General features: G+C 65.7%; 24 protein-coding genes. 8 read left to right on the top strand and 16 right to left on the bottom strand.

Annotated features, from left to right (window positions below):
- Positions 1-9: 9 nt before the first annotated feature.
- Positions 10-1,560, bottom strand: coding sequence for a trimethylamine methyltransferase family protein (locus QQK95_RS09475; RefSeq protein WP_284271398.1), 1,551 nt, complete (start codon positions 1,558-1,560; stop codon positions 10-12).
- 91 nt (positions 1,561-1,651) lie between these two features.
- Here QQK95_RS09475 and QQK95_RS09470 point away from each other — a divergent pair, with 91 nt between their 5' ends.
- The 3 genes from QQK95_RS09470 to QQK95_RS09460 all read left to right on the top strand — a co-directional run bounded on the left by QQK95_RS09470 (position 1,652) and on the right by QQK95_RS09460 (position 4,824).
- The gene (locus QQK95_RS09470) at positions 1,652-2,554 is read left to right on the top strand and encodes a LysR substrate-binding domain-containing protein (RefSeq protein ID WP_284271395.1); all 903 of its coding nucleotides are present in this window, start codon (positions 1,652-1,654) and stop codon (positions 2,552-2,554) included.
- A 67-nt stretch (positions 2,555-2,621) separates the two neighbouring features.
- Positions 2,622-4,505, top strand: coding sequence for a DNA mismatch repair endonuclease MutL (mutL, locus tag QQK95_RS09465; protein ID WP_284271393.1), 1,884 nt, complete (start codon positions 2,622-2,624; stop codon positions 4,503-4,505).
- 4 nt (positions 4,506-4,509) lie between these two features.
- Positions 4,510-4,824, top strand: coding sequence for a DUF1905 domain-containing protein (locus QQK95_RS09460; protein ID WP_284271392.1), 315 nt, complete (start codon positions 4,510-4,512; stop codon positions 4,822-4,824).
- A gap of 126 nt (positions 4,825-4,950) precedes the next feature.
- Here QQK95_RS09460 and QQK95_RS09455 read toward each other — a convergent pair whose 3' ends face one another.
- On the bottom strand, positions 4,951-5,844 hold the full coding sequence (locus QQK95_RS09455) for a DMT family transporter (protein ID WP_284271390.1): 894 nt from the start codon (positions 5,842-5,844) through the stop codon (positions 4,951-4,953).
- Positions 5,845-5,936: 92 nt separating this feature from the next.
- Between QQK95_RS09455 and QQK95_RS09450 the strand changes: the two genes are divergently transcribed.
- A complete protein-coding gene (locus tag QQK95_RS09450) occupies positions 5,937-6,863 on the top strand; it encodes a LysR substrate-binding domain-containing protein (protein ID WP_284271388.1) in 927 nt (308 codons plus the stop codon).
- Positions 6,864-6,884: 21 nt separating this feature from the next.
- Here QQK95_RS09450 and QQK95_RS09445 read toward each other — a convergent pair whose 3' ends face one another.
- Positions 6,885-7,523 (bottom strand): hypothetical protein, encoded by a 639-nt coding sequence (locus tag QQK95_RS09445; RefSeq protein WP_284271386.1) that lies wholly within the window; start codon positions 7,521-7,523, stop codon positions 6,885-6,887.
- A 77-nt stretch (positions 7,524-7,600) separates the two neighbouring features.
- Here QQK95_RS09445 and QQK95_RS09440 point away from each other — a divergent pair, with 77 nt between their 5' ends.
- Positions 7,601-7,834: a DUF2093 domain-containing protein gene (locus QQK95_RS09440; protein WP_284271384.1), complete on the top strand. Its 234-nt coding sequence runs from the start codon at positions 7,601-7,603 to the stop codon at positions 7,832-7,834.
- Here QQK95_RS09440 and lpxK read toward each other — a convergent pair.
- The 6 genes from lpxK to QQK95_RS09410 all read right to left on the bottom strand — a co-directional run bounded on the left by lpxK (position 7,831) and on the right by QQK95_RS09410 (position 13,429).
- Entirely contained in the window at positions 7,831-8,856 is a 1,026-nt protein-coding gene (gene lpxK, locus QQK95_RS09435; RefSeq protein WP_284271382.1) for a tetraacyldisaccharide 4'-kinase, read from the bottom strand. The two genes, QQK95_RS09440 and lpxK, sit on opposite strands and share 4 nt — an antisense overlap.
- A gap of 1 nt (position 8,857) precedes the next feature.
- Positions 8,858-10,174 (bottom strand): lipid IV(A) 3-deoxy-D-manno-octulosonic acid transferase, encoded by a 1,317-nt coding sequence (waaA, locus tag QQK95_RS09430; RefSeq protein WP_284271381.1) that lies wholly within the window; start codon positions 10,172-10,174, stop codon positions 8,858-8,860.
- Positions 10,171-10,962, bottom strand: a complete 792-nt coding sequence (locus QQK95_RS09425; protein WP_284271378.1) for a lysophospholipid acyltransferase family protein — start codon at positions 10,960-10,962, stop codon at positions 10,171-10,173. Before QQK95_RS09425 ends, waaA begins: the two co-directional genes overlap by 4 nt.
- Positions 10,963-10,967: 5 nt before the next feature.
- The gene (locus tag QQK95_RS09420; RefSeq protein ID WP_032929795.1) at positions 10,968-11,213 is read right to left on the bottom strand and encodes a DUF4170 domain-containing protein; all 246 of its coding nucleotides are present in this window, start codon (positions 11,211-11,213) and stop codon (positions 10,968-10,970) included.
- A gap of 76 nt (positions 11,214-11,289) precedes the next feature.
- Positions 11,290-12,099, bottom strand: a complete 810-nt coding sequence (locus QQK95_RS09415; protein ID WP_284271373.1) for a 3'(2'),5'-bisphosphate nucleotidase CysQ — start codon at positions 12,097-12,099, stop codon at positions 11,290-11,292.
- Positions 12,086-13,429: a TldD/PmbA family protein gene (locus tag QQK95_RS09410; protein WP_284271475.1), complete on the bottom strand. Its 1,344-nt coding sequence runs from the start codon at positions 13,427-13,429 to the stop codon at positions 12,086-12,088. Before QQK95_RS09410 ends, QQK95_RS09415 begins: the two co-directional genes overlap by 14 nt.
- Before the next feature lie 168 nt (positions 13,430-13,597).
- Here QQK95_RS09410 and QQK95_RS09405 point away from each other — a divergent pair, with 168 nt between their 5' ends.
- Positions 13,598-14,014: a VOC family protein gene (locus tag QQK95_RS09405; protein ID WP_027042200.1), complete on the top strand. Its 417-nt coding sequence runs from the start codon at positions 13,598-13,600 to the stop codon at positions 14,012-14,014.
- Positions 14,015-14,039: 25 nt separating this feature from the next.
- Here QQK95_RS09405 and epmA read toward each other — a convergent pair whose 3' ends face one another.
- Positions 14,040-15,086 (bottom strand): EF-P lysine aminoacylase EpmA, encoded by a 1,047-nt coding sequence (gene epmA / locus QQK95_RS09400; RefSeq protein WP_284271370.1) that lies wholly within the window; start codon positions 15,084-15,086, stop codon positions 14,040-14,042.
- Between the two features lie 129 nt (positions 15,087-15,215).
- Here epmA and efp point away from each other — a divergent pair, with 129 nt between their 5' ends.
- On the top strand, positions 15,216-15,785 hold the full coding sequence (efp, locus tag QQK95_RS09395) for an elongation factor P (protein ID WP_096456789.1): 570 nt from the start codon (positions 15,216-15,218) through the stop codon (positions 15,783-15,785).
- Between the two features lie 26 nt (positions 15,786-15,811).
- Here efp and QQK95_RS09390 read toward each other — a convergent pair whose 3' ends face one another.
- On the bottom strand, positions 15,812-16,711 hold the full coding sequence (locus tag QQK95_RS09390; protein ID WP_284271368.1) for an HNH endonuclease: 900 nt from the start codon (positions 16,709-16,711) through the stop codon (positions 15,812-15,814).
- A 162-nt stretch (positions 16,712-16,873) separates the two neighbouring features.
- On the opposite strand from QQK95_RS09390, the gene QQK95_RS09385 reads away from it, so the two are divergent.
- Complete coding sequence (locus tag QQK95_RS09385; RefSeq protein ID WP_284271366.1) at positions 16,874-17,410, top strand: dihydrofolate reductase family protein; 537 nt, start codon at positions 16,874-16,876, stop codon at positions 17,408-17,410.
- A 52-nt stretch (positions 17,411-17,462) separates the two neighbouring features.
- Here the strand turns inward: QQK95_RS09385 and QQK95_RS09380 are convergent, their stop codons facing one another.
- From QQK95_RS09380 to QQK95_RS09360, 5 genes are all read right to left on the bottom strand, one after another.
- Positions 17,463-18,332, bottom strand: a complete 870-nt coding sequence (locus QQK95_RS09380; RefSeq protein ID WP_284271365.1) for a patatin-like phospholipase family protein — start codon at positions 18,330-18,332, stop codon at positions 17,463-17,465.
- On the bottom strand, positions 18,329-19,756 hold the full coding sequence (locus QQK95_RS09375) for a M16 family metallopeptidase (RefSeq protein WP_284271363.1): 1,428 nt from the start codon (positions 19,754-19,756) through the stop codon (positions 18,329-18,331). The genes QQK95_RS09380 and QQK95_RS09375 overlap by 4 nt, the downstream gene beginning before the upstream one ends.
- A gap of 131 nt (positions 19,757-19,887) precedes the next feature.
- Positions 19,888-21,276: a M16 family metallopeptidase gene (locus QQK95_RS09370; RefSeq protein ID WP_284271361.1), complete on the bottom strand. Its 1,389-nt coding sequence runs from the start codon at positions 21,274-21,276 to the stop codon at positions 19,888-19,890.
- A 114-nt stretch (positions 21,277-21,390) separates the two neighbouring features.
- Entirely contained in the window at positions 21,391-21,945 is a 555-nt protein-coding gene (gene rsmD, locus QQK95_RS09365) for a 16S rRNA (guanine(966)-N(2))-methyltransferase RsmD (RefSeq protein WP_199643046.1), read from the bottom strand.
- A complete protein-coding gene (locus QQK95_RS09360) occupies positions 21,942-24,047 on the bottom strand; it encodes a pseudouridine synthase (RefSeq protein WP_284271358.1) in 2,106 nt (701 codons plus the stop codon). Before QQK95_RS09360 ends, rsmD begins: the two co-directional genes overlap by 4 nt.
- Positions 24,048-24,089: the final 42 nt, after the last annotated feature.

Raw genomic sequence — 24,089 nt, 5'->3', positions numbered from 1 at the left:
CCTTTTTCGTCAACTCACCGTGTCCGGCAGCTTCTCCTCGCGCTGCGCGATCAAATCCCTGAGACCCTCGGCAATACCCTCGTCGAGTTTCGGCTCCTCGTAGTCGGCGAGCATGTAGCGTGCCTTCTCGCGGCCGCGCGTGTCGTGGTCCTTCGCCCCTTCGGCGTTCCACTGTTCGTAGGAGTTGAAGTCCATGATCGAGGGCATGAAGAAGGCGGACTCGAAATGTTCGAGCGTGTGCTGGGTGCCGAGGAAATGGCCCTGCGGCCCGACCTCGCGGATCGCCGCCATGGCTTCCTTGAAATCGTCGAAGGAGAGCCCGCCGGCATATTTGTACCAGCCGACAAGCTGCTCGCAGTCGGTGGCGAATTTCGAATAGCCGCAAGTCAGGCCGGCTTCCAGCCAGCCGGCGGAATGCCAGATGTAGTTGGCGCCCGACAGGATAGCGGCATGCATCAGCATGTTCGCTTCGTAACCCGCCTGGGCGTCGTTCAGCTTGGAGCCGACATGGAAGCCGGAGGTACGCCACGGCAGGCGATATTTCCGCGCGAGAGCCCCCATCAGATACATCATCTGGGCGGCCTCTGGCGTGCCGCCCATCGGCGCGCCGGTCTTCATGTCGACGGTGACCATGAACTGGCCGTAGACCTGCGGCGAGCCTGGGCGGATGAGCTGGGTCAACGCCACGCCGGCAAGTGCCTCGGCGTTGACCTGCGCCACCGCGCCGACGGCAGAAGCCGAGGTCGAAGCGCCGCACAGCGCGAAAGGCGCCAGGATCAGCGGCTGGTTGTGGCTCGCGTAGACCCGCATGGCGTCGATCATGGTGGCGTCCCATACCAGCGGCGAATTGCAATTGGTAATCGCCACCAGGACAGGGTTGTCGCGCACGAACGCCTCGCCGAAGACGATGCCTGCCATCGCCATCGTGTCCTCGGCGCGCTCCTTCGACGTCACGATGCCCATGAACGGCTTGTCGGAATGCTTCAGCGCCGAATGGATGATGTGCAGATGCCGTTTCGGGACAGCGATTTCCATCGGCTCGCAGATGACCGAGCTCGAGGAATGCAGCGCCGGCGCCATATAGGCCATTTTGTGGAAATTGTTGAGGTCGGCGAGCGTGCCGTAGCGCCTGTTGTTGTCGAGGTCGCGGACGTAGGGCGCGCCATACATCGGCACGAAGATCGAGTTGTTGCCGCCGACGCGCACCGTGCGCTCGGGGTTGCGTGCGTTGAGCGTGAACTCCGACGGAACCTTCGAGACGAGCTCCATCAGCAGCGCACGGTCGATGCGGACACGCGTCTCCCTGACATCGGCGCCGGCCGCCTTCCAGAGCTCGATCGCGCCATCGTCGCGGAATTCGCAGCCCACCTCCTCGAGGATTTTGAGCGATTCCTCGTGGATCAGTTCCACCGCCTCGTCCGGAACCATCTGATAGACGGGAATCTTGCGCACAAGGGTCGGGAACGAGGTTATGGGCGCCCCTCGCAGGGCCTTGCGCCCAAGGCGGCCACCGCTTCGGCGGCTGGTGTGTTCGGTCAACTCAGCGGCCGGCGCGTTCATGACAACTCCGTCTTTTCATCTGCGTCAATTTAGTAAGACCGAACATGGCTGTGACGCTGGAAAATCCTGATCTCTTGTATAAGCTCTGCTTATGCGAAGCCTGCGCCACCTCCTGCCCTCCGCCGGCAGCCTGATCGTCTTCGAGGCGGCCGGTCGGCTGTCGAGCTTCACCGCCGCCGGGCGCGAGCTCGGCATGACGCAAGCCGCCGTCTCCTATGCGGTGCGCGGGCTGGAAGAACAGCTCGGCGCCAAGCTGTTCCAGCGCCGCCACCGGCAGGTCAGCCTGACCGAAGCCGGCGAACGCTTCCACGCCGATGTCTCGCTGGGGCTGTCGCACATCCGCAAATCGGCCGAGGACCTGCGCCTGCAGGCAACCGGCGGCCACGTGACGCTTGCCGCCTCGACCGCTTTCGGCTCGTTCTGGATGATGCCGCGCCTGCAGCAGTTCCGCGACGAATTGCCGGGCATCGACCTGCGCATCCAGACCGCCGACCGCGACCTCGACATCATCGCCGAAGGCATCCCGCTGGCCGTGCGTGGCGGCGAACCCCGGGACTGGCCGGATTATCATTCGCTGCCGCTTGCCGATGAGGAGATCTTCCCCGTCGCTGGCGCCAGCTACCTGGCCAAATTCGGCATGCCGAAGACCGTCGGGGACCTGGCCACGCACCGGCTCATCCATCTCGAGGAGCCATACCGCGAGGCGGCCAGCTGGGACGAATGGTTCCAGTCAGCCGGCGGCAGCCTCAGTGATACCGCGCGCGGCCTGCGCATCAATGATTACGGCCTGGTCATCCAGGGCGTGATGGAGGGGCAAGGCATCGCGCTCGGCTGGCGGCACCTCGCCGAACGGCTGCTGGCAACCGGACTGCTGGTGCAGGTGACGGATCACGTGCTCAAAACCGGCAAGGCCTTCTATATCGTCTGGCCGAAGAACCGGGAACTCAGCGACAATGCCCGCAAGGTCAGGGATTGGCTGGCCGCGCAGGCGTGAAACCGTTTCACGGTTCCACCGCAGTTCACCCTCGCCCGCACGACACGAATCCGCCTATACTGTCGCCATGCCCATCCGCCAGCTTTCCGAAACGATGATCAACCAGATCGCCGCCGGCGAAGTCATCGAGCGTCCGGCAAGCGTGGTCAAGGAACTGGTCGAGAATGCGCTCGATGCCGGCGCCTCACGCGTCGAAATCGTCACGGCGGGCGGCGGGCTGAACCTGATCCGCGTCACCGATGACGGTTCCGGCATCCCCGAGCCGGAGCTTTCGCTGGCTATCGCGCGCCACTGCACCTCCAAGCTCGCCGAGGATATCAACGACATCCGTTCGCTCGGCTTTCGCGGCGAGGCGCTGCCCTCGATCGGCTCGGTGTCGCGGCTGTCGATCCGCTCGCGCACGGCCTCGGGCGACAGTGCCGCCGAGATCGGCATAGAGGGCGGCCGCGTGCTGCCCGTCAGGCCAGCGGCGGCCAACCGCGGTACCACCGTCGAAGTGCGCGACCTGTTCTTCGCCACGCCGGCACGGCTGAAATTCATGAAGGGCGAGCGGGCCGAAAGCTCGGCCACCAGCGATGTGGTCAAGCGCATCGCCATCGCCTTCCCGGCCGTGCGATTCACGCTGGCCGGTTCCGACCGCTCGACGCTGGACTTGCCGGCGACCGATGACAGTCCGGAAGGCAGCCTGCGCCGCGTCGCCCAGGTGATGGGGGCGGAATTTCCCGACAATTCCATCGCCATCGACGCGATGCGCGAAGGCGTGCGCCTGACCGGCCATGTGTCGATCCCGTCCTTCACCCGCGCCAACGCGCTGCAGCAATATGCCTATGTCAATGGCAGGCCGGTGCGCGACAAGCTGATCGCCGGCGCCATCCGCGGCGCCTTCGCCGATGTGCTGCCGCGCGACCGCCACGCGGTGACGGTGCTGTTTCTTTCGCTCGATCCGGCCATCGTCGACGTCAACGTCCACCCGGCCAAGGCCGATGTGCGCTTCCGCGACCCGGGCCTGGTGCGCGGGCTGATCGTCGGCGCCATCCGCCAGGCTCTGGCCGATGCCGGCATCCGCTCAGCCACGACCGGAGCCGCCGGCATGATGGCGGCGTTCCGGCCGGGCGCCGCATCCTATGATCATGGCGGCCCGGCCAACGGCCATCGCAGCTATGAAGCGGCCTACCGCGCGTCCGGCTCCGCCGGCTTCGACCCCGCGCGCTCGCCGCAGCGGCCGCTCGACATGCAATTCGGAGGCTTCGAGCGTGCCGGCGCAAAGAATGGCGGATTTGGTGAACCAGGCCAGGCGGCGTTCGATACCGGTCCGCTTGCCAGCGCCGATGCGCGCGCCGGGCAGAGCGAGGCGGCCGAGACGCTGCTCGGCGCGGTGCTCGGAGCGGCCCGCGCGCAGGTGCATGAGAACTACATCGTTGCGCAAACCAGGGATTCGCTCGTCATCGTAGACCAGCACGCGGCGCATGAGCGGCTGGTCTATGAGGCGCTGAAGAACGCGCTGCATTCGCGCCCCGTGCCCTCGCAGATGCTGCTCCTGCCCGAAATCATCGACCTGCCGGAAGAGGATGCCGAGCGCCTCGCCATGCACTCCGAAACGCTGGCCCGCTTCGGCCTCGGCATAGAGCGTTTCGGCCCGGGCGCCGTCGCGGTGCGCGAGACGCCGTCAATGCTGGGCGAAACCAATGTCCAGCAATTGGTGCGCGACCTCGCCGACGAGATTGCCGACAACGACACGGTCGAGACGCTCAAGGAAAGACTGGACAAGATTGCCGCCACCATGGCCTGCCACGGCTCGGTGCGTTCCGGCCGCCTGCTCAAGGCCGAGGAGATGAATGCGCTGCTGCGCCAGATGGAGGCGACGCCGGGTTCCGGCACCTGCAACCATGGCCGCCCGACCTATATCGAGCTGAAGCTGGCGGATATCGAGCGGCTGTTCGGGCGAAGATAAGCCTGTGAGCGGCGAACAGACGGTCCAGTTCCAGTTCGAGGCCGAGGTGATCCACTGGAGGGGCCCTTCGCCTTACTTCTTCGCGCCAATACCCGAGCAGCATGGCGAAGAGATCAAGAAAGTCGCGAAGTTCGCGACCTATGGCTGGGGGGTGATACCTGTCGAGGCGACCATTGACGACTTCACGTTCGGCACATCTCTGTTTCCCAAGGACGGAAGCTATCTTTTACCGCTGAAGGACGACGTCCGGCGCAAGTGCAATCTAACGGCAGGCGATTCGATTTCCGTTTCCGTCGCGATACACCTTCGCGGACGATAAGGCGGCTCCGTGCCCTTGCTCCAGTTCCCTGTCAGGACATCGCGGCGACAGTCCGTTATCTGGTGGGGCCAAGAAACTCCGGCGCGGCTCCCGTCTTGATTCGAGAAAAGCAGACAACCCTTTGATCTAACGCTTCAAATTCACCACGATGACGCCGCCGAGCGCCAGCGCGCCGCCGAGCATGCCGAGCAGCGTCGGCACTTCACCCAGCCAGAAGAAGCCGATCAGGGCGGACATCGGCGAGACCAGATAGAGGAAGTTCGAGGCACGTGCGGCCGGCAGACGCGACAGCGCAGTTGCCCAGGCGGCATAGGCGATCAGGCTGGGCACGATTCCAAGGAAGATGACGGCGCCGAGGCCGGCGGTGTTGGCGACTGCTGCTTGCGCAAAACCGCTCGGCAGAAAGGGGGACAGGCAAAGTGCGCCAAGGATCATATTCGAGGCCGAGATGGTCAGCGGGTGATGGCGGGCAAACAGCGGCTTCTGGACGATGGTGTTGACGGCCGAACAGAGCGCGGAGCCAAGCACGAGCAGTGCACCAGCATTGAAATGCAAGCCTTGTCCGTCTGCCATTGCGATGACGCCGATGCCGGCGAAGGATATCGCGGTGCCAGCCCAGGCCCACCTTGAAAAGCGTTCGCCGAGTAGAGCCATCGCCATTATGGCGGTGAAGATCGGGCTGACATTGATGATGAAGCCGGCGGCACCGGCCGAGACGGTCAGTTCGCCGAAGTTGAGCATGGCAGTGTAGAGCGCGACGAAAATGGCTCCGCCAAAGACGAGACGCCACACCTCGTCGAGCCTGGGCAGCGCCGGACGCTTGACGGCAAGGAAAATCGCCGCCGGCACCGCGGCGATGGCAAAGCGCAGGGCGCCCAGTTCCAGCGGCCCGAAGGCGGTAAGGCCGGCGCGGATCGCCGGAAAGGCGGAGGCCCAGCCGACCACCGTCAACCCCACGGCGATGGCGGCGGTGGTGTCCATCCGCTGTGTCTGATTCAACGTGCCCGTCATCGCGCTCATCCCATTGTCCTCGTGCTGTTCCCGTCCTGGAGGCCACAAAACGCCTTTTCCCGCTTATTGACAAACGACCAAATCGAGGATCACCTGTGACTATGGATCACAGCTCAGACACAATGGTGCCGCTCGAGACCCTGCGTGCCTTCGACGCGGCGGCGCGCACCGGCAGTTTTTCGGCGGCCGCCGAGAAGCTCAACCTCACCCATGGCGCCATCAGCCGGCAGATCGCCAAGCTCGAGGACTGGCTGGGCCTGAAAGTGTTCGATCGCGGCGCGCGCGGCGTGACGCTGACGATCGAGGGCAACCGGCTGCATCTGCGCACATCGGAGGCTTTCGCACTGATTTCGAGCCATTCCGACCGCTGGGTCGAGCCGCGCGGCACGGCGGTGGTGCGGCTGACCTCGATCCCCTCGGTCAGCGGGCTGTGGCTGATGCCGCGCATGGCGGCACTGGAAAACAATCCCACCAAGCTGCGCATCGTGCTCGATGTCGATATCCGTCAGGCCGACCTTGCCGATGAAGGCATCGACCTGTCGATCCGTTGCGGCCGGGGCGGCATTCCGGGCCGCGTCTCGATACAGTTGTTCGAGGAGCATGTCTTTCCTGTCGCGTCGCCGGAACTGGCACGCGAGATCGGTCGCGGCGACCCGGCCCGGCTGCTCAAATTCCCGCTGATCAACGATTCCGACGCCTCCGCCTGGCGTGCCTGGTTCGCCGCGCAAGGCATGGATTATCGCCCGCGCCCGCAGGACCGCCGCTTCGAGGATTACAATCTGGTGCTCGACGCTGCCGCCTACGGGCTCGGTATCGCGCTGGCGCGTCCACCGCTGACCGGGCATCAGTTGCAGTCGGGTCGAATCACGGCGGTCGACGAGCGCACCGCGCTAAGTCCTGTGTCCTATTGGCTCGACCGGCCGCTGGGGCGGCCACGCAGCGCAGCGACGGACCTTGCCCGCCGCATCGCGCAGCAGGCCGGATTGGCGCCGGACAAGATCGAAGCGTTTATCGAAGCCGAGCGATAGGTCTGCCGACCGATTCGACGTTCAGCGGAGCAGCAGCAGAACGAAGCCGAAGACCATTGTTGCCAGCAAACCGGTCATGATCGAAACAAAGCCGATCCTCACCAGCAGGCCCTCGGGATTGGGTACCGCGGCGGCGTGAGATTGATTGGCTGGCCTTCGCCGTCCCGACGGCATCCCCAGGGCGGCGGCGTTTTGCGGGACCGGAACCTGTAGCGGGATAAACGACAGCAAGGACAACCCTGCGGCCCTGGCGGGCGCGTTGTCATTGGCCGTTGCCGCGGGCGGCACGACGCCGCGCTGCGTGTCGGCTTCGGGCGTCGGTCTCCTTGCCGCGACCGTTGCCAACACCGCCTCGTCGCGCGTGTCGAGCTGGGCCTGATAGGCCTCGACGATGCCGGAAGATGCAATCTGCTGTGATTTGACGGCCATCGGCGCCGCCGGCATCGCCAGCAAGGCGGGTGCCGTGCGTTGGGCGAACAATGAGGGCGCGGCAGGCTGGACCAGTTCCCTGACCAGCGCCGTCCTGACCGGATCGGCCTTCGCCAACGGCACGGGTTGCGGCGTCATCGCCTCCTTGAGCAGGGAAGCCAGGCGGGTGGAAGAAATATCCATCATGCCCCCGATAAAAGCGCTTTTCAGTGTGCCGTAGCGCTTCAGCATTGTCCGAGGCTTGTCGCAAGCTTGACCCGGCCGCAGATTTGTGGCGATGAAATCTGTATGACACTCGGCACCACCGCATGATGAACCGTTTCGAAGGCCCGGGCGGCAAGGAAGCCCGCATCCGCTACCTCGATGGCGATTTCCAGGTCACCAGCCCAGGCTCGTTCGTGCGCTGCGCGGTGACCGGGGAACACATCCCCTTGGACGAGCTGAAATACTGGAGCGTCGCCAGGCAGGAGCCTTACGTGAACGCCACCGCTTCGCTGCGCCGCGAAATCGAAGTGCATCCGGAGCTGCGCAAGCGAAGCTAGCTTCTCAGCTTGCGCTGCCGCCAGGCATCGAGCGTTTCCTCGATGATGCGTTCGGGCACATGGTCGAGCTCGAAAACCGTGTCGATTTCCAGCACCTCGAGCCAGTCGAGAAAGTCCTGTGAGGCGCCGTGGCGCAACCGGGCGGCGTCCTTGGCCGTGGTGATGAGCCCCAGCCCTACGGCGCGCGCCACCGCCGCCAGCTCGGCGAGTTCGTCCTCGGCGTAGAAATGATGGTCCGGAAAGGGTTTTGCGAGGACCACCTCGCCGCCGGCCTCGCGCACCGTGTCGAAGAATTTGTCGGGATGGCCGATGCCGGCGAAGGCGAGGAACCGCTTGCCGGCAAGCCCGGCCTTGCTGCTGGGCTCCGTGTGCGCCTCGAAGATCGGCCGGCCGGCGCGCGCCGCCTGGCGCACCACGGCGTCGGCGGCGGTGCCCTCGCCCATCTTCAACAGCCCGCTGGTGAAGACCAGCTGGTCGACGATCTTGGCCCTCAGCGGGCCGCCCGGAATGACGCGGCCATTGCCGATGCCGTAGCGGGCATCGACGACGACAAGCGCGTAGTCGATATGGATGCGCGCACTCTGAAAGCCATCATCCATGATCAGGAAATCGCAGCCATGCTTTTCCAGGAGCAGCCGGGCGCCGGCGGCGCGGTTCGGCGTCACCGCGACGGGGGCGTGTTCGGCCAGAAGCAGCGGCTCGTCGCCGACATGCTTGGCGGCATCGTGATGGGCATCGACCACATGCGGCTCGGCGAAGGAACCGCCATGGCCGCGCGACAGGAAACCGGGCTTCAGCCGCATGCGCTTGGCCTGTTCGGCGAGCGCGATGGCGACCGGCGTCTTGCCGGTGCCGCCGACGGTGAAATTGCCGACGCACAGGACCGGCGCCTCGATCTTCTCGCGCCTGGCCCGCCGCATACCGCGGCCGGCAACCATCGCATAGACGGCCGACAGCGGCGACAGCGCCAGGACTTTCCAGTCCGGCTCTTCCCACCAGAATGGTGGTGCTTCGGAGGTCACGCTAGCGCCCGTTGGCGCCCTTCAGGCGCGATTTGACGACCAGTGGCTGGATATAGGGTTCGAGCGATTTCAGCGTGCGCGCCAGCGCGCCGCGCATCTCGTCGACGGTCGCCACCCCCGCAGCCATCATCTCGTGGCGGGCCACTTCGTTGGTCAAAAGGAAGTTGACCGCGCCGGCCAGCATATCGCGATCGCGCACCAGCTTGGCGCCGCCGCTGTCGATCAGGCGCTGATAGGCCTCGCGGAAATTCTGCACATTGCGCCCGGCCAGAACCGCTGTGTCGAGCATAGCCGGCTCAAGCGGATTCTGCCCGCCCTCGGAGGTCAGCGAGCGGCCGACAAAGGCGATCTCGGTCAACCGGAGATAGAGCCCCATCTCGCCGATCGTGTCGCCGAGCAGGATATCGGTGTCAGGCCCGATACGATCGCCCTTGCTGCGCCGCGCGACCTTCAGCCCCATGCCGGAAATCTGCGCGGCAAGGCTTTCCGCGCGATCGGGATGGCGCGGAACGACGATCGTCAGCAAGCCGTGGTGGCGCTTGTGCAGCGTCGCGTGGACTTCCGCCGCCACCACTTCCTCGCCATCATGGGTCGAGATCGCGGCCCAGGTCGGGCGGCCGCCAATCTGCCGCTGCAAGGAGGCCAATACCCGTTCGTCGACCGGCGGCGGGTTGGTGTCGACCTTGAGGTTGCCCGACACCGTGACCGGGCGGGCGCCCAGCGCGCGAAAACGCTCGCCGTCGACATCGGACTGGGCAACGACATGGGCGAGGTTCTCGAACAGCGCCTCGGCGATGTTGGCGCGCTTCTTCCACGAGGTGAACGAGCGGTCGGACAGCCTGCCATTGACCAGCACCTGCGGCACGTGGCGCGCGCCGAGCTCGAGGATGGTCATCGGCCAGATCTCGGATTCGGCGATGATCGCCAGGTCCGGCTGCCAGTGATCGAGGAACCGGCTGACCGCCGGTTTGAGGTCGAGCGGCACATATTGGTGGATGATGCGGTCGCCAAGCCGCTCGTCTGCGACCTGGGCCGATGTCACCGTGCCTGTCGTCAGCACGATGTTGACGCCGTAGTCGAGAATGCTTTCGACCAGCGGCACGACGGCAATGGTCTCGCCGACGCTCGCGGCATGGATCCAGATCACGGGCCCTTCGGGGCGCGGGCGGCCGGCGACGCCGTAGCGTTCGCGGCGCCGGTTGCGGTCTTCCTTGCCGCGCGAGGTGCGCCAGGCGACGTAAGGCCCGACCAGCGGATAGGCCGCGGCACCGGCGAAACGGTATGCCGTCAGCATGGCGCGCGCCCAGCGACCGCTCATCGCCGGCCATCCACGAGACGGTAGGCCTCGGCCGTCGCGGCATTGAGAGCGGTGGTGATTTCCTGGCGCTTGCGCTCCATTTCGGCGTCATCGGCGTCGGCCGCGACAAAGATCGGCGCGCCGATGGTCACGGCGGAACGGCCGAAAGGCAGGTTGATGGTGGTCTTGTCCCAGCTCTTTTCCAGCACCTTGCGGCGGCTGGTGGCGATGGCGACAGGCAGCAGCGGCCGGCCCGAGAGGCGCGCCAGGAGAACGATGCCGAGCCCTGCGTCGCGCGGGGTGCCATGCGGAATGTCTGCGATCATGGCGACGTTCTTGCCTGATGTGAGCGACTTTTTGAGGGCAATCAGTGCCTTGGCGCCACCCTTGTCGAGATGGCGGGCATTGTCGCGCCCACCGGAACCGCGCACCGCCTCGATGCCGAATTTCTCCAGCATCAGCGCGTTGAGCTCGGCATCGGCGCTGCGCGACACCATGGCGACCAGCGGCTTGCGCTTGGGATAGTAGGCCGGCGTCAAAAGATGCTGGCCGTGCCACAGAGCGATGATGCCGGGCTCGAATTCGGAATAGGCGCCGCCAGAAAAGCGCGCCGAGCCGGCGACCAGGGGGCTGGTCAGGCGAACCAGGCGCACGAACTGGGCAAGCAGGCTGGCAATGGCGTTCTTGACGAATCGCGACTGCGCGAGCGGCTCGCGCACCTTGCGCCAGAACGCCTTGGTCGCGCGGCTGCCGCCCCTGCCAGTCGGCGCGGCATCGCTGGCTGGCCCTTTCGCCAGGTCATGCTCCATCGAAGTCAACCGGCGGCCTTGTTGTCGGGGTCCAGCAGACGGTGCAGATGAACGACGAAATAACGCATATGGGCATTGTCCACGCTGGCTTGCGCCTTGGCCTTCCACGCCGTGTGGGCGGATTGATAATCGGGATAGATACCGACAATGTCGAGCCCGTCGAGATCGCGGAACTCGGTGCCCCCAAGCTTCTTCAGTTCGCCGCCGAACACCAGATGCAAAAGCTGTTTCTTCCCGTCTTCCGCGGTCATGTCGGTCCTTCACATATTGTGAGTTTGTGACAGGTCTAGACCAAAGCCGCCGACTTTGGAACCTGCGAATGTGCTTTCACGCGTCCAGCCCGGCAATGACATCGACGAGCACCGCCAGCAATTCACCGCTGCCGGCGGCGAGCGCGCCGTGCCGGGTCACCTCGCCGGCATAGAGCGGCGTGCGGCCATGCGGGTCGAGCAGTTGGCCGCCGGCCTCACGCAGGATGAGATCGGCGGCGGCGATGTCCCAGTCATGCGCATTCGGCTTGACGAAGGTGGCGTCGAGCGTGCCGTTGGCGATCATGGCCAGGCGGTAGGCAAGCGAGGGGCTGTAGGGTGCCCGTACCAGCCGCTTCTGCCAGCCGGGCGGCAGCAGGTCGATCAGCTGCTTCAACCCTGAAATCTCGGCCTTGTCGCCAAGCGTGCGCACGCCAATGCGCTTGCCGTTGCGGAAGGCGCCCTGGCCGGGCAGAGCCCAGTAGGTCTCGTCCATGGCCGGGCATTCGAGCACGCCGGCAAGCGTGCGGCCCTCTTCGACGACGGCGACACTGACGCACCAGGTGCGCTGTCCCTCGAGGAAGCCGCGCGTGCCGTCAATCGGATCGACGACGAAGGTGCGGCGAGCCGAAAGCCGCGCCGAATCGTCGACCGTCTCTTCCGACAGCCAGCCATAGTCGGGCCGCGCCGCCAACAGCGCGCCGCGCAGATAGGCGTCCGCGGCATGATCGGCTTCGCTGACCGGCGAGGTGCCGCCCTTCATCCAGACCTGTGGGCTGTTGCCGAAGTAGCGCATGGCGATCAGACCCGCCTCGCGGGCGGCGTCGCGCAGCAGCGGCAGATCCCCAATGGTGCCGGCAGGGGCAGCGGTCAGTTCAGGCTCCGGCAAGGGTCATGCCTTCGATCAGGAGCGTCGGCGCGGCGGTGCCGAAATTGCGGTCGAGGTCATCGGCCGGCACCATGTTGAGGAACATCGTCTTGAGGTTCGAGGCAATGGTGACTTCGGCGACCGGATAGGCCAGCTCGCCATTCTCGATCCAGAAACCGGAAGCGCCGCGGCTGTATTCGCCGGTCACCATGTCGACGCCCTGGCCGAACACTTCGGTGACATAGAAGCCGCGCTTGAGCGACTTGACCAAATCCTCCGGCGAGCGTTCGCCCGGCTCGATGGCGAGATTGGTGGAGGACGGCGAGACGGAAGAGCCGCTGCGCGAGCCGCGGCCGTTGGTGACAAGGCCGAGTTCCCGCGCGGCCGAAGTCGACAGGAACCAGTGGTTGAGCACGCCCTTTTCGACCATGAGAAGCTTTTCGCCCTCGACGCCCTCGCCGTCAAACGGCCGCGAGGCCTGGCCACGCGGCCTGAGCGGCTCGTCGGTGACGGTGATGGCGGACGCGGCCACCTGCTTGCCCATCATGTCGCGCAGGAACGAGGTCTTGCGCGCCACGGACGCGCCGTTGATGGCGCCGGCAAGATGGCCGGCGATGCCGCGCGCCACGCGCGGGTCGAACACCACGTCGACCGGCCCGGTCGCCGCCTTGCGCGCGCCGATGCGGCGCACGGCGCGTTCGCCGGCCTTGCGGCCGATATCCTCCGGCGCATCGAGATCGGCAAAATGCTGGCGCGAGGAGAATTCATAGTCGCGCTCCATGCCGGTGCCCTCGCCGGCGATGACGCTGGCCGAACGCGAGAAGCGCGAGCCGACATAGTGGCCGATGAAGCCGTGCGAGGTGGCCAGCACGATCCCGCCCAGCCCGGCACTGGCGCCGCTGCCGGCCGAATTGGTCACACCCTTGACGGCAAGTGCCGCCGCTTCGGCCGCAAGGGCTGCTTCCTTCAACTGGTCGGCCGACACTTCGGTGGCGTCGAACAGGTCGAGATCGCGCGTCTGCGTTGCCAGCAGCGCCGGATCGGCCAGACCCTGATAGGGATCCTCGGGCGAGACTTTCGCCATGGCAACGGCGCGTTCGGCCAGTGAGCGCGGATCGGATGCGGCGGTGGCCGAGACGCTCGCCACTTTCCGGCCGACGAAGACGCGCAACGAAACGTCCTCGGCCTCCGACGATTCGGTGGCCTCGACCTTGCCGAGCCGCACCGACACGCCGGTGGAGCGGCCGCGCACCGCAACCGCGTCGGCGGCATCGGCGCCGGCCTTCTTGGCGGCTTCGACCAGCGCCGCGACGCGGTCGGTCAGTTTTTTAGCGTCTGATGTGTCGGCCATGCCTGTGATCCTGCTCGTCGCGGCCAGCGTGCGGCCGCGCCCACCCATCTATTGTTCCGGTCCGGCTTGTGCAATGGCACAGGCTTCAATCAAAATGCGTCGCTGCATGGTTCCCATCGCGAACCCTGTGACGCAAAATCAGTCCGCAGCCCGCACGGAGTACCCTTCATGACGCCTTTCCATCTCGCCTTCCCGGTCCGTGATCTCGATGAAACCCGCACTTTCTATGGCGAAGTGCTGGGCTGCGCGATCGGCCGCTCGTCGGCGACCTGGGTGGACTTCGATCTTTACGGCCACCAGATGTCGGCGCATTTGCGGCCGCAGGCCGCGCAAGCCGCCAGCGACGGCAAGGTCGACGGCATTCTGGTGCCGATCCCGCATTTCGGCGCTGTGCTGCTGATGGATGACTGGCAGCGCCTGGCGACCCGGCTGGAAGCCCGCGACGACATAGACTGGCTGGAGCGGCCAATGGTCCGCTTCAAGGGCGAGCCCGGCGAACAGGCGACGCTGTTCATCCGCGACCCCTCCGGCAACGCCCTGGAATTCAAGGGTTTTCGCTCGCTGGAGCAGGTTTTCGCACACTGAGGCCGGGCACCACGAGGCCGGCGGCTCACGGGCCCGCGACCGGCGTCCAGATCACGTCCTCTATTTTCTGGGCGCCGGTGGCCAGCATCACCAGGCGGTCGAAGCCGAGCGCGATGCCGCTGGCCTGCGGCATGGTGGCAAGGGCGGCAAGAAAGTCCTCGTCCAGCGGGTAGCGCTCGCCATAGATGCGCTCTTTCTCGTCCATTTCGTGGATGAAGCGCCGGCGCTGCTCCTCGGCATCGGTCAGTTCACCAAAGCCGTTGGCGAGTTCGACGCCGCAGCAATAGAGCTCGAAGCGCTCGGCGACGCGCGGGTCGCGCTGGCTCGGCCGGGCGAGGGCCGCCTCGGCGATCGGATATTCGCACAGGATGGTGGCGCGGCCGAGGCCGAGATTGGGCTCGATCTTTTCCACCATCACGCGGCTGAACAGGTCGGCCCAGTTGTCGTCGGGTGCCGTACGCAGGCCCGCTCGCCCCAAGGCGGCGTAAAGCGCGTCCCGGTCGGTGCCGCCATCGGCGCCGACCGTGGCCAGGAGATCGATGCCGGCATGGCGCAAGAAGGCGTCCGCCACCGTCAGCCGTTCCGGCTCGGCAAACGGGTCGCAGTCGCGACCCCGGAACGAAAAGTGTGTCGCCCCTGCCCGCGTCGCGGCCAGCGCCAGCAGGTCGGCGCAATCGCGCATCAGGCTCTCATAGGTCTCGCCCACCCGGTACCATTCGAGCATGGTGAATTCGGGATGATGCAAAGGGCCGCGCTCGCGGTTGCGGTAGACCGGGCCGAGGCTGAAAATGCGCTGTTCCCCTGCGGCGAGCAGCTTCTTGCAGGCGAATTCCGGCGAGGTGTGGAGATAAAGCGGCACGCGCGCGCCATCCGGCCCGACCGCTTCGGTGGCGAAAGCCGCCAGATGCGCCTCATTGCCGGGCGAGACCTGCAGCGCCGCCGTTTCCACCTCGACGAAGTCCCGGGCCGCAAACCACTCCCGCAAAGCCGCGGTCAGCCCGTTGCGCAGCATCAGGCGCGGGCGGCGGTCGGCGTGAACGTCAGGCGTCCACCAGGGCGAAGCGGCGGTCATGGGCGATTTGAAGGCGTGCTGGCGCGCCCCATGTCAGTTTGCAGCGGGGGCTGGCGGTTCGCGCCAAGATGCGCTACCAGCGCCGCACAAGCCGGCAAACGCCCGTCAACTCTCGCAGGATTTAAAACCGTGGTGAAAGTCATCGCCAGTTCGCTCCGCAAAGGCAATGTCGTCGACAAGGACGGCAAGCTTTATGTGATCCTCTTTGCCGAAAACATCCACCCAGGCAAGGGCACGCCCGTGACGCAGCTCGACATGCGCCGCATCGGCGACGGGGTGAAGGTGTCAGAGCGCTACCGCACCACCGAGCAGGTGGAGCGCGCCTATGTCGAGGAGCGCGAGCACACCTTCCTCTACGCCGACGGCGAAGGCTATCACTTCATGAACCCGGAAACCTACGACCAGGTGGCGGTGAGCGAAGCCGTGGTCGGCGACGCAGCACCCTATCTGCAGGAAGGCATGCCGGTGCAGGTCTCGCAGTTCAACGGCATCGCGATTTCCCTGGTCCTGCCGCAGCGCGCCACTTTCGAAGTGGTCGAGACCGAGCCGACGACCAAAGGCCAGACCGCATCGTCGTCCTACAAGCCCGCCGTGCTTTCGAATGGCGTGCGCACCGCCGTGCCGCCGCACATCGCGCCCGGCACCCGCGTGGTGGTGATGACGGCCGATGGGTCTTATGTGGAGCGCGCGAAGGACTGAGGGGTATTCGGCACGTGAGCGAAGCACTACTGCTTGAAACAGTGCTCGCGGTGCCATTGCAAGAAATGAGGATGCGGGCGTTCGAGCGGCCGGCGAGGCGGAAGCGCACGGCGGCTCTTGTTTACGAACCCCTGCACGCTCTCGAGGTCATTGACCTGCCGCGAGATCAGGATTTCCAGATCGTCGGAGAGGCTGATCAATCCGCGATCGAACATCCAATGCGCGGTACCTGATAGTGCGAGCCCATTGTTGACGACATCGGGGCCGTTCGCTTCGACGGGTCGAATATGTGCCGCGGCAACTTCCGCCCGGCCACCGCCATTTATCAACTTCAGTCCCGTGATCGCGCAGCGCTCATCATAGGCCCGCAAGACGATACGGCGGAAAATACGGTCCCGCACGATCCGCGATCCGATGTAACTTATGCGGTCGCGGCTGTGCTCGAACTGGAACGGCGCCTCTTCATCCTGAAAGCCGGATGAAATGCCGATTTCATCGACGCGTGGCAGCAACGGTTCACGGGCGTCAAGGCCCAGATCGAGAATGCGGTTGAGGTCGCCCGGACTGATTGGCCGGACGGCCGATTGAGCGCGACCGGAAATCCGCCCCTCGTCGTTAAGCAAACCTCGCTCAACGAGCCCGTCCGTCCCATTGAATGGAACGGGATTGGCGAAATCGAGGTATGAGCCCGGCTCAATCAAAGCGAGATACATATCAGGCGCCACAGGATCAGGGATAACTTGCTGGACTTTGGCTAGAGCAAAATAGCCACGGGTATAGTCTACTTTTCTAGGTTCATAGTAGATGATCCAATCGCCGACGCATGCTTCCACACGACGCAGATACTGGCTGGGGAACTGATATCGCTCAGCGGGGCTGTCATCGTAGATCGAATCCGAGCGATGGATGAAGACCCCGAATCCCATGATCTGCCTGTAACTTTGGGGACACCTCGGCGACATGTAGCATCAAAATTCCTAGGAGCTTATCTAGATTAGAGAAACTCCCTCTCTGATAAACCGCTTTTTTCACGGAGCCTGTAGCAAAAGGCTCATCTGGTTCGTCCTTTGAGCGAAAAGGAGAACACCATGAGAAAACTCATCGTCACCGAGTTCATCAGCGTCGACGGTATTGCCGAGGTCGAGAAATTGCCAGGCGTGACCTGGAACGACGAGATGAACAGGTTCAAGGAGGATGAACTTGCCGACAGCGGCGCCATGCTTTTGGGGCGCACGACCTATGAGATCTTCGCCGGCTCATGGCCTGGGGAAACCGGGGATTTTGCCGACCGGTTCAACGCGCTGCCGAAATACGTCGTTTCGACCAGCCTGAAGGCGCTCGACTGGAAGCCGGCCGAATTGCTGAAGGGGTCCCTGCCGGACGCGGTGAGGGCGCTGAAGCAAGGCAGCGGCGGCAACATCTATGTGCATGGCAGCCTCAGCGTCGCGCAGGAATTGCTGCGCCACGGGCTGGTCGACCGCGTCAGGCTGCTCAGCTATCCCGGCGCCGTCGGCCAGGGCAAGCCGCTGTTCCCGCCGGGCGAACAAGTGGCGCTCGAGCTGATTTCGGCCGCGCCGTTCAGCAACGGCGTTGTTGCGCTGGAGTATGCGCCGGCGAAGTCTTAGCGGGCTTCCAGGCGACCTCGACACGGGACCGCCAATTGCGGCGTGCCACCGCTCAACCGGCCTTCTTCCCTCGCCTCCCCTTGATGGCAGCGCCATTGCGCGCCTCCACCACTCGCTCCACCTCGCGCTTCAGCTGATCCTTGATATCAGCCGTCTCGTTCATCAGCGCGTCGATCTTCAGGAAATCGAGCACGCGGTATTTCGACACCGCCGGGCGGACCAGTATGTCGGGGCGGCATTGTTTCAGCTTGTTGGCGATGATCGACTGCATCATCAGCTGGGTGGCGCCGAACATCAGGTCGACGGAGGTGGGGTGCTTGCGGTCGGCCTCTTCCGGCGCACCGACGACGTCGACGCCGATGATGATGTCGGCGTCGTTCTCGATGAGATCGAAGGGCACCGGGTTGTAGATGCCGCCGTCGATCAGCAGCCTGCCGTCGCGCGTCACCGGGCGGAACACGGCGGGAATGGCGGCCGAGGCGGCGAGCGCGGAGTGCAGGTCGCCTTCGTCGAACACGGCGAGCTTGTGGCCGAAATAGTCGGTCGCGGTCACCTTCAGCGGGATCTTCAGTTCGGCGAAGGTTTCGGGAATGGCCTCGGGCAGGAACGCCTTCAGGATACGCTCGACATTGAACTGGCTGACCCGGATGCCGTTCTGCATGGCCTCCGCGATCGTGCCCGGGCGCGCGCGCCACATGCGGCTCGCCACTTCGGCGCGGCGGCCAAGGATCGAGCGGGCATAGTCGTGGATGTCCTTGCCGGTCATGCCCGCGGCCATGCCGGCGCCCATGATGGCGCCGATCGACGAGCCGGCGATCGCCACCGGCTTGATGCCGAGCTCGTCCAGCGCCTCGATGACATGGATATGCGCCAGGCCCCGCGCGCCGCCGCCGCCGAAAGCTATGCCGAAGGTCGGGCTCATCCCTTGCCGGCTCCGGCCAGCGGCGGCCCGACCACCATGATGGTCGGCTCGGCCGTCAGCAGCTTTTTCGCCGCCGCCTTGACCTGGTCGAGCGTCACCGCGTTGATGTAGCCGGCGCGGCGCTGCATGTAGTCGATGCCGAGATCGTCGAGCTGCAATTCGACCAGCGTCGCGGCGATGGAACTCGAAGAGTCCAGATTGGTGATGGCGTAGGCGCCGATCAAATATTTCTTGGTCGCCGCCAGTTCAGCCTCGGTCGGACCTTCCTCGGCCAACCGCCTGGCGACATCGCGCACGATGCCGAGCGTCTCGGTCGCGCGGTCGGAGCGCGTGCCGGTGGTGACGATCAGCGCATTGGCATGGTCCTGGTTGACCAGCGAGGAATTGACGCTGTAGGCCAGCCCGCGCTTTTCGCGCACCTCCGCGAACAGGCGCGAGGTGAAGGTGCCGCCGCCAAGGATTTCGTTCATCAGCACAGAGGGGAAGAAATCCGCCGACTTGCGCTTCACGCCCGGCCAGGCGAGCTGCAGCGAGGTCTGCGGCAGATCGTAATTGACCTCGACGCGCTGCGCCAGCTGCGGCTCGACATCGGCGACCTGGGCGAGCGCCTGGGTCTGCGGCAGGTCGCCGAACACCATGTCCAACTTCTTCTTCAGCGTCTCGGGATCGATGGCCCCGACCACGGCGACATGCAGGCCGCCGCGCGCGAACACCGCCTTGTGCAGGGCCTTCAGATCGTGCTGCGTGATGGCGGCGATGCTCTGCCTGGTGCCCTGGTCGGAGCGCGAATAGGGATGGTCGCCATAGACGGCGCGCGCCCATTTGTGCTGCGCCACCGTGTCGGGATCGTTCTCGTTGGCGATGATGCCGGACAGGATCTGGGCGCGAATGCGGTCGATCGGCGCCTGGTCGAAGCGCGGCTCGTTGACCGCCAGCCGTAACAGGTCGAAGGCCTCGTCGCGCTGCTCGGCCAGCATGCGCATGGAGCCATAGACGCCGTCGCGGGTCTCCTCGAAGCTCATCTCGGCGCCGGCATCGTCGAGCCTGATCTGGAAGGCTTCCGAATCGAGAGACCCGGCGCCCTCGTCGAACAGGCCAGTCATCAGATTGGCCAAGCCCTCCTTGCCCACCGGATCCTGCGTCGAGCCGCCGCCGAAGACGAAACGGACGGCGACGATCGGTACGGAATAATCCTCGACCAGCCAGGCGGTGATGCCTTTTGGCGAGGTGACCTGCTGGATGTCCATGGCGCGGGCGGCCAGTGCCGGCAGGATCAGGAAGAGGATGGAGAGGAAGAGGGTCGCGAGGGCGTGCAGGGCCTTGCCTTCTCCCCTTGTGGGAGAAGGTGGATCGGCGCGCAGCGCCGAGACGGTTGAGGGGTGGGTGAAGGATCGCCGTCCCCGCGAAGCTGGAACACCTCTCATCCGACCTCGCTTCGCGAGGCCACCGCCCCGGGGCGAGCCACAGGTCTCACCCCGTCCTTCGGACCCCACAAGGGGAGTAGGGGGAGCCTGCCGGGGAGAAGTCAACCCGCCACCAAACTGGTTCGTCATCATCAGTTCCCCGCCTGTTGCTGCGGCAAGAGATAGCCTGATGTCGAGCGAGCGAGCACCAGATAGCGTGCGGCGACGGCCTTGACCTCGTCCGCCGTGACCTTGCGGATGCGGTCCGGCCATTGCTGGACGTCCTGCACATTGCCGCCGGTGGCCAGCGTCGAGCCATAAATCTCGGCCATGGAATCCTGCTTGTCGCGGGCAAAGACCATCGACCTGATGTAGCGGTCCTTGGCCTTTTCCAGCTCATCCGGCGTGACGCCGCTGGTGGCGATGCGCGCCACTTCCGCATCGACCGCGGCTTCGACGTCGGCCAGCTTGGCGTCGCCGCGCGGTGCGCCATAGACGGTGAAATTGGTGTCGTCGTGCATGGTGCCCTGGAAATACGCGCCGGCATTGGAAGCGATGCCTTGCTGGACCACCAGCGCCTGGTAGAGCCGGCTTCGGTTGCCGCCGCCGAGGATTTCGGCGAGCAGGTCGAGCGCCTCGGCCTCGCCCGGCTTGGCTGTGTGATAGGACGGCACCACCCATTGCGTCGAGAAACTCGGCACGCTGACGCGGGCGTCGGTGAGCGTGACCGTACGCTTGGTGTTCTGCTCCGGCTCGACCGGGCGTATGCGCGGCGGCAGGTCCGGTCCGCGCGCCACCTTGCCATAGGTCTTCTCGGCCAGCGCCTTGACCGTCTCCGGCTCGACATCGCCGGCCACGATCAGCACGGCGTTGTTGGGCCGGTAGTATTTGTCATAGAAGGCGGTGGCGTCGGTGCGGTTGAGCTGCTCCATCTCCTGCATCCAGCCGATGACCGGAATGCGATAGGGCTGGTTCTGCCACAGCGTGGCATCGACTTCCTCGTCGAGCACCGCCTGCGGATTGTTGTCGATGCGCGAGCGGCGCTCCTCGAGGATGACATCGCGCTCGGTCTTGATGACATCGTCGGTGAGGATGAGGTTGCGCATGCGGTCGGCCTCGAAACCCATCATCTGCTCGAGCGCCGAGGGCGCCACCGTCTCGTGGAAAGCGGTGTAGTCGTAGGAGGTGAAGGCGTTGTTGGAGCCGCCAATGTCGGAGACCGCGCGGTCGAACTCGCCGGCGGCGTGATTTGTCGTCGCCTTGAACATCAGATGCTCGAAGAAATGGGCGATGCCGGATTTGCCGGGCGGCTCGTCGGCGCTGCCGATCTTGTACCACACCATATGGGTGACGATCGGCGCGCGATGATCGGGAATGACGACCACTTCCATGCCGTTATCGAGCAGGAAATCCGTCACCTTGAACTCGGCCGGCGTCTTGTCGGGCGACGCGGTGCCGTCGGCCAGAACGGGGCCGGTGAACGTGAAGGCCAGCGAGGTTGCCAGCAGTATCGTCCTCAGCCATTCAGCCCTGGATGTCATCAATGGCTCCGGTTTTCTCTTCAAGACGATAGGCAAGGTGCGGGCGACAAGCAAAGTGAATTGTTGTTGCCGGCAAAGGCGGCGGCAAAGAGGCCGCCGCTCGACGCAGGCGTGTCACGCGGCCTCGATGAAGCGGATTATGGTTTCGCCATAGTTGCGCTCGTCCAGCACCGAAAAGCCGGGGCCAGGTTCGAAGGGAACCGCCGCCGTCTCCTCGACCACGCACAACGCGCCGGGGCGCAGCCAGCCGCCGGCTTTCGCCGATTGCAAGGCACGTTCGCCCAGCCCCTTGCCATAGGGCGGGTCGGCGAAGACCAGGCCGAAGGGCGCCAGCGTGCCCGCCTCGCCAAGGCCGGTGGCGTCGCGGCGAAATATCTTGGTGCGGCCGGTCAGGCCGAAGGCCTCGACATTGTCGCGGATCAGGCCGCGGCCTTCGGCCGATTCCTCGATGAAGACGCCATAGGACGCGCCGCGCGACAGCGCTTCCAGACCAAGCGCCCCGGTGCCAGCGAACAGGTCCAGCACGCGCGCGCCGTCCAGCTGTTCCGCAAAGCGATGCGCCAGCACGTTGAAGACGGCCTCGCGGGTGCGGTCGGTCGTCGGACGGATGGCGCTGCCGCGGGGCGTCGCCAGCGGACGCCCACGAAACTCACCGCCGACGATTCTCATCTTGTGCGGGGCCCCTTGGGGCCGCTGCGTGGCCGTTCGCCGCCAGCCGGACGCTCGCCACGCAGCTTGCCGAACGGCTTTGCGCCGCCCGGTTTGCCAGCGGGCTTGCCATAGGATGGCTTGAACGAGGCCTTGCGCGCCTTGGCCTCAGCCGCCTTGGCGGCGTCGGCTTCCGCCCTGCCCTTGCCGATCGGCCGGGCCCCGGGCGCCATCCAGACATTGGCCTTGCGCTGGCCGGGCGGCTCGATCGGCCTCTGCTCGCGCTCGGATTTCTTGCCGCCAAAACCGCCGCGAGGCTTGTCGCCGAAGCCACCACGCGGTTTGTCGCCGAAACCGCCGCGTGGCTTGTCGCCGAAGCCGCCGCGTTCGGGTCGGGGCCCGCGTTCGCCAAAGCTCTTTTCCGGCCGCTCGCCCCTGTCGGGACTGGTCGACAGTTTGCCGAGCGCTTCGTCGCGGCTGCCTTCGCGGCGCTTGCGGTTCTTGATCAGCCCACCCTCGCCGATCGGCCGGCGCTCGCCATCGCGGGTGAATTTCGGCCGCTCAGGTTCCGGCTCGCGAACCTCGGTGCGCCGCACCGGCTTGTTGGAAAACGGCTTTGCTATTTCGGCGTCGAAATTGGCGCCGGATTCCTCCACCAGGCGCTCGCCAAGCTGGTCGCGTAGCACGCGGCCCTTGATCTCCAGCACGTGGCCTTCGGGAAGATCCTCGAGCTGGAACGGGCCATAGGAGATGCGGATCAGCCGGGTCACGTCGAGGCCGAGCGCGCCGAGGATGTTCTTCACCTCGTGGTTCTTGCCTTCGCGCAGGCCGATCGTCAGCCAGGCATTGGAGCCCTGCTCGCGGTCGAGGCTCGCTTCGATGGCGCCGTAGAAGACGCCGTCGACGGCAATGCCTTCGCGCAGGCCGGCAAGCGCGCTTTCCTCGACCTTGCCGTGGACGCGCACGCGGTAGCGGCGCAGCCAGCCGGTAGCAGGCAGTTCGAGCACGCGCGACAGGCCGCCATCATTGGTGAGCAGCAGCAGCCCTTCGGTGTTGATGTCGAGCCGGCCGATGGTCATCAGCCGCGGCAATTCGGCGGGCAGCACGTCGAAGACGGTCTTGCGGCCTTCGGGATCGCGGTTGGTGGTGACGACGCCGGCCGGCTTGTGGAACAGGAACAGGCGCGTGCGCTCGATCGGCGGGATCTCCATGCCGTCGAGATGGATGATATCACCAGGCATCACGTTGAAGGCCGGCGAAGTCAGGGCGCGGCCATTGACCTTGACGCGGCCTGCGGCAATCAGTTCCTCGGCGTCGCGGCGCGAGGCAAGCCCGGCGCGCGCCAGCCGCTTGGCGATGCGTTCGCCGGCCTCTTCCGTGGCCTCCGCGGGACGCGGGCGCGGCTTGAAGCCGGCCGATGCCCCTTGGGGCCGGTCACTGAAATCACGCTTGGGGCGGTCACCGCCAAAGTCGCGCTTGGGCCGGTCGGCAAAGTCACGCTTCGGGCGATCGCCGAAATCGCGCTTGGGACGGTCGAAGCGCTTTTCGCCACCCTCCGCCGATGCGGCAACCGGACGATCGCTACGCGGTGCGTAGGGCTTGCGCGGCCCTTCGCGCTTCTCATACGGCTTGCGCTCGCCCTCGGCCGCCATCGGACGGTCGCCACGCGGCGCGTAGGGCTTGCGCGGTCCTTCGCGCTTTTCGTAGGGCTTGCGCTCGCCTTCGGCCGCCATCGGCCGGTCGCCGCGCGGCGCGTAGGGTTTGCGCGGTCCCTCGCGCTTCTCGTAGGGCTTGCGCTCGCCCTCGGCCGCCACGGGCCGGTCGCCGCGCGGCGCATAGGACTTGCGCGGTCCTTCGCGCTTCTCGTAGGGCTTGCGCTCGCCCTCAGCCGCCGTCGGTCGATCGCCACGCGGTGCGTAAGGCTTACGTGGGCCTTTGCTGAATGGCTTGTCGCCACCCTTGAAGTCGCGCTTCGGGCGTTCGCCCTCGGCGGCCATCGGCCGATCGCCGCGCGGCGCATAGGGTTTCTTGGCGCCGAAGGATGGCTTCCTGTCGCCTCGCGGGGCCGCAGGTTTCTTGCCCGGGCCTTTTTGGCGCGGAGATTTCTTGTCGTTGTCGTCCATGTGGCCTTTGTCCGTTTGCGCTGCTACAGCGTGGCGCATCCT

Source organism: Mesorhizobium huakuii (assembly GCF_030160235.1).
In the GTDB taxonomy this organism is placed as follows: Bacteria; Pseudomonadota; Alphaproteobacteria; order Rhizobiales; family Rhizobiaceae; genus Mesorhizobium; species Mesorhizobium huakuii.
The sequence above is the reverse complement of the archived record's forward strand: the minus strand, read 5'-3'. Positions and strand labels throughout refer to the sequence as shown.

Excerpts from the sequence above, each read along its gene's own strand:
- QQK95_RS09475 (WP_284271398.1), bottom strand. The coding sequence starts at position 1,560 with ATGAACGCGCCGGCCGCTGAGTTGACCGAACACACCAGCCGCCGAAGC.
- QQK95_RS09470 (WP_284271395.1), top strand. The coding sequence starts at position 1,652 with ATGCGAAGCCTGCGCCACCTCCTGCCCTCCGCCGGCAGCCTGATCGTC.
- mutL (WP_284271393.1), top strand. The coding sequence starts at position 2,622 with ATGCCCATCCGCCAGCTTTCCGAAACGATGATCAACCAGATCGCCGCC.
- QQK95_RS09455 (WP_284271390.1), bottom strand. The coding sequence starts at position 5,844 with ATGAGCGCGATGACGGGCACGTTGAATCAGACACAGCGGATGGACACC.
- QQK95_RS09450 (WP_284271388.1), top strand. The coding sequence starts at position 5,937 with ATGGATCACAGCTCAGACACAATGGTGCCGCTCGAGACCCTGCGTGCC.
- QQK95_RS09445 (WP_284271386.1), bottom strand. The coding sequence starts at position 7,523 with ATGCTGAAGCGCTACGGCACACTGAAAAGCGCTTTTATCGGGGGCATG.
- QQK95_RS09440 (WP_284271384.1), top strand. The coding sequence starts at position 7,601 with ATGATGAACCGTTTCGAAGGCCCGGGCGGCAAGGAAGCCCGCATCCGC.
- waaA (WP_284271381.1), bottom strand. The coding sequence starts at position 10,174 with ATGAGCGGTCGCTGGGCGCGCGCCATGCTGACGGCATACCGTTTCGCC.
- QQK95_RS09425 (WP_284271378.1), bottom strand. The coding sequence starts at position 10,962 with ATGGAGCATGACCTGGCGAAAGGGCCAGCCAGCGATGCCGCGCCGACT.
- QQK95_RS09420 (WP_032929795.1), bottom strand. The coding sequence starts at position 11,213 with ATGACCGCGGAAGACGGGAAGAAACAGCTTTTGCATCTGGTGTTCGGC.
- QQK95_RS09410 (WP_284271475.1), bottom strand. The coding sequence starts at position 13,429 with ATGGCCGACACATCAGACGCTAAAAAACTGACCGACCGCGTCGCGGCG.
- QQK95_RS09405 (WP_027042200.1), top strand. The coding sequence starts at position 13,598 with ATGACGCCTTTCCATCTCGCCTTCCCGGTCCGTGATCTCGATGAAACC.
- epmA (WP_284271370.1), bottom strand. The coding sequence starts at position 15,086 with ATGACCGCCGCTTCGCCCTGGTGGACGCCTGACGTTCACGCCGACCGC.
- QQK95_RS09390 (WP_284271368.1), bottom strand. The coding sequence starts at position 16,711 with ATGGGATTCGGGGTCTTCATCCATCGCTCGGATTCGATCTACGATGAC.
- QQK95_RS09385 (WP_284271366.1), top strand. The coding sequence starts at position 16,874 with ATGAGAAAACTCATCGTCACCGAGTTCATCAGCGTCGACGGTATTGCC.
- QQK95_RS09380 (WP_284271365.1), bottom strand. The coding sequence starts at position 18,332 with ATGAGCCCGACCTTCGGCATAGCTTTCGGCGGCGGCGGCGCGCGGGGC.
- QQK95_RS09375 (WP_284271363.1), bottom strand. The coding sequence starts at position 19,756 with ATGAGAGGTGTTCCAGCTTCGCGGGGACGGCGATCCTTCACCCACCCC.
- QQK95_RS09370 (WP_284271361.1), bottom strand. The coding sequence starts at position 21,276 with ATGACATCCAGGGCTGAATGGCTGAGGACGATACTGCTGGCAACCTCG.
- rsmD (WP_199643046.1), bottom strand. The coding sequence starts at position 21,945 with ATGAGAATCGTCGGCGGTGAGTTTCGTGGGCGTCCGCTGGCGACGCCC.
- QQK95_RS09360 (WP_284271358.1), bottom strand. The coding sequence starts at position 24,047 with ATGGACGACAACGACAAGAAATCTCCGCGCCAAAAAGGCCCGGGCAAG.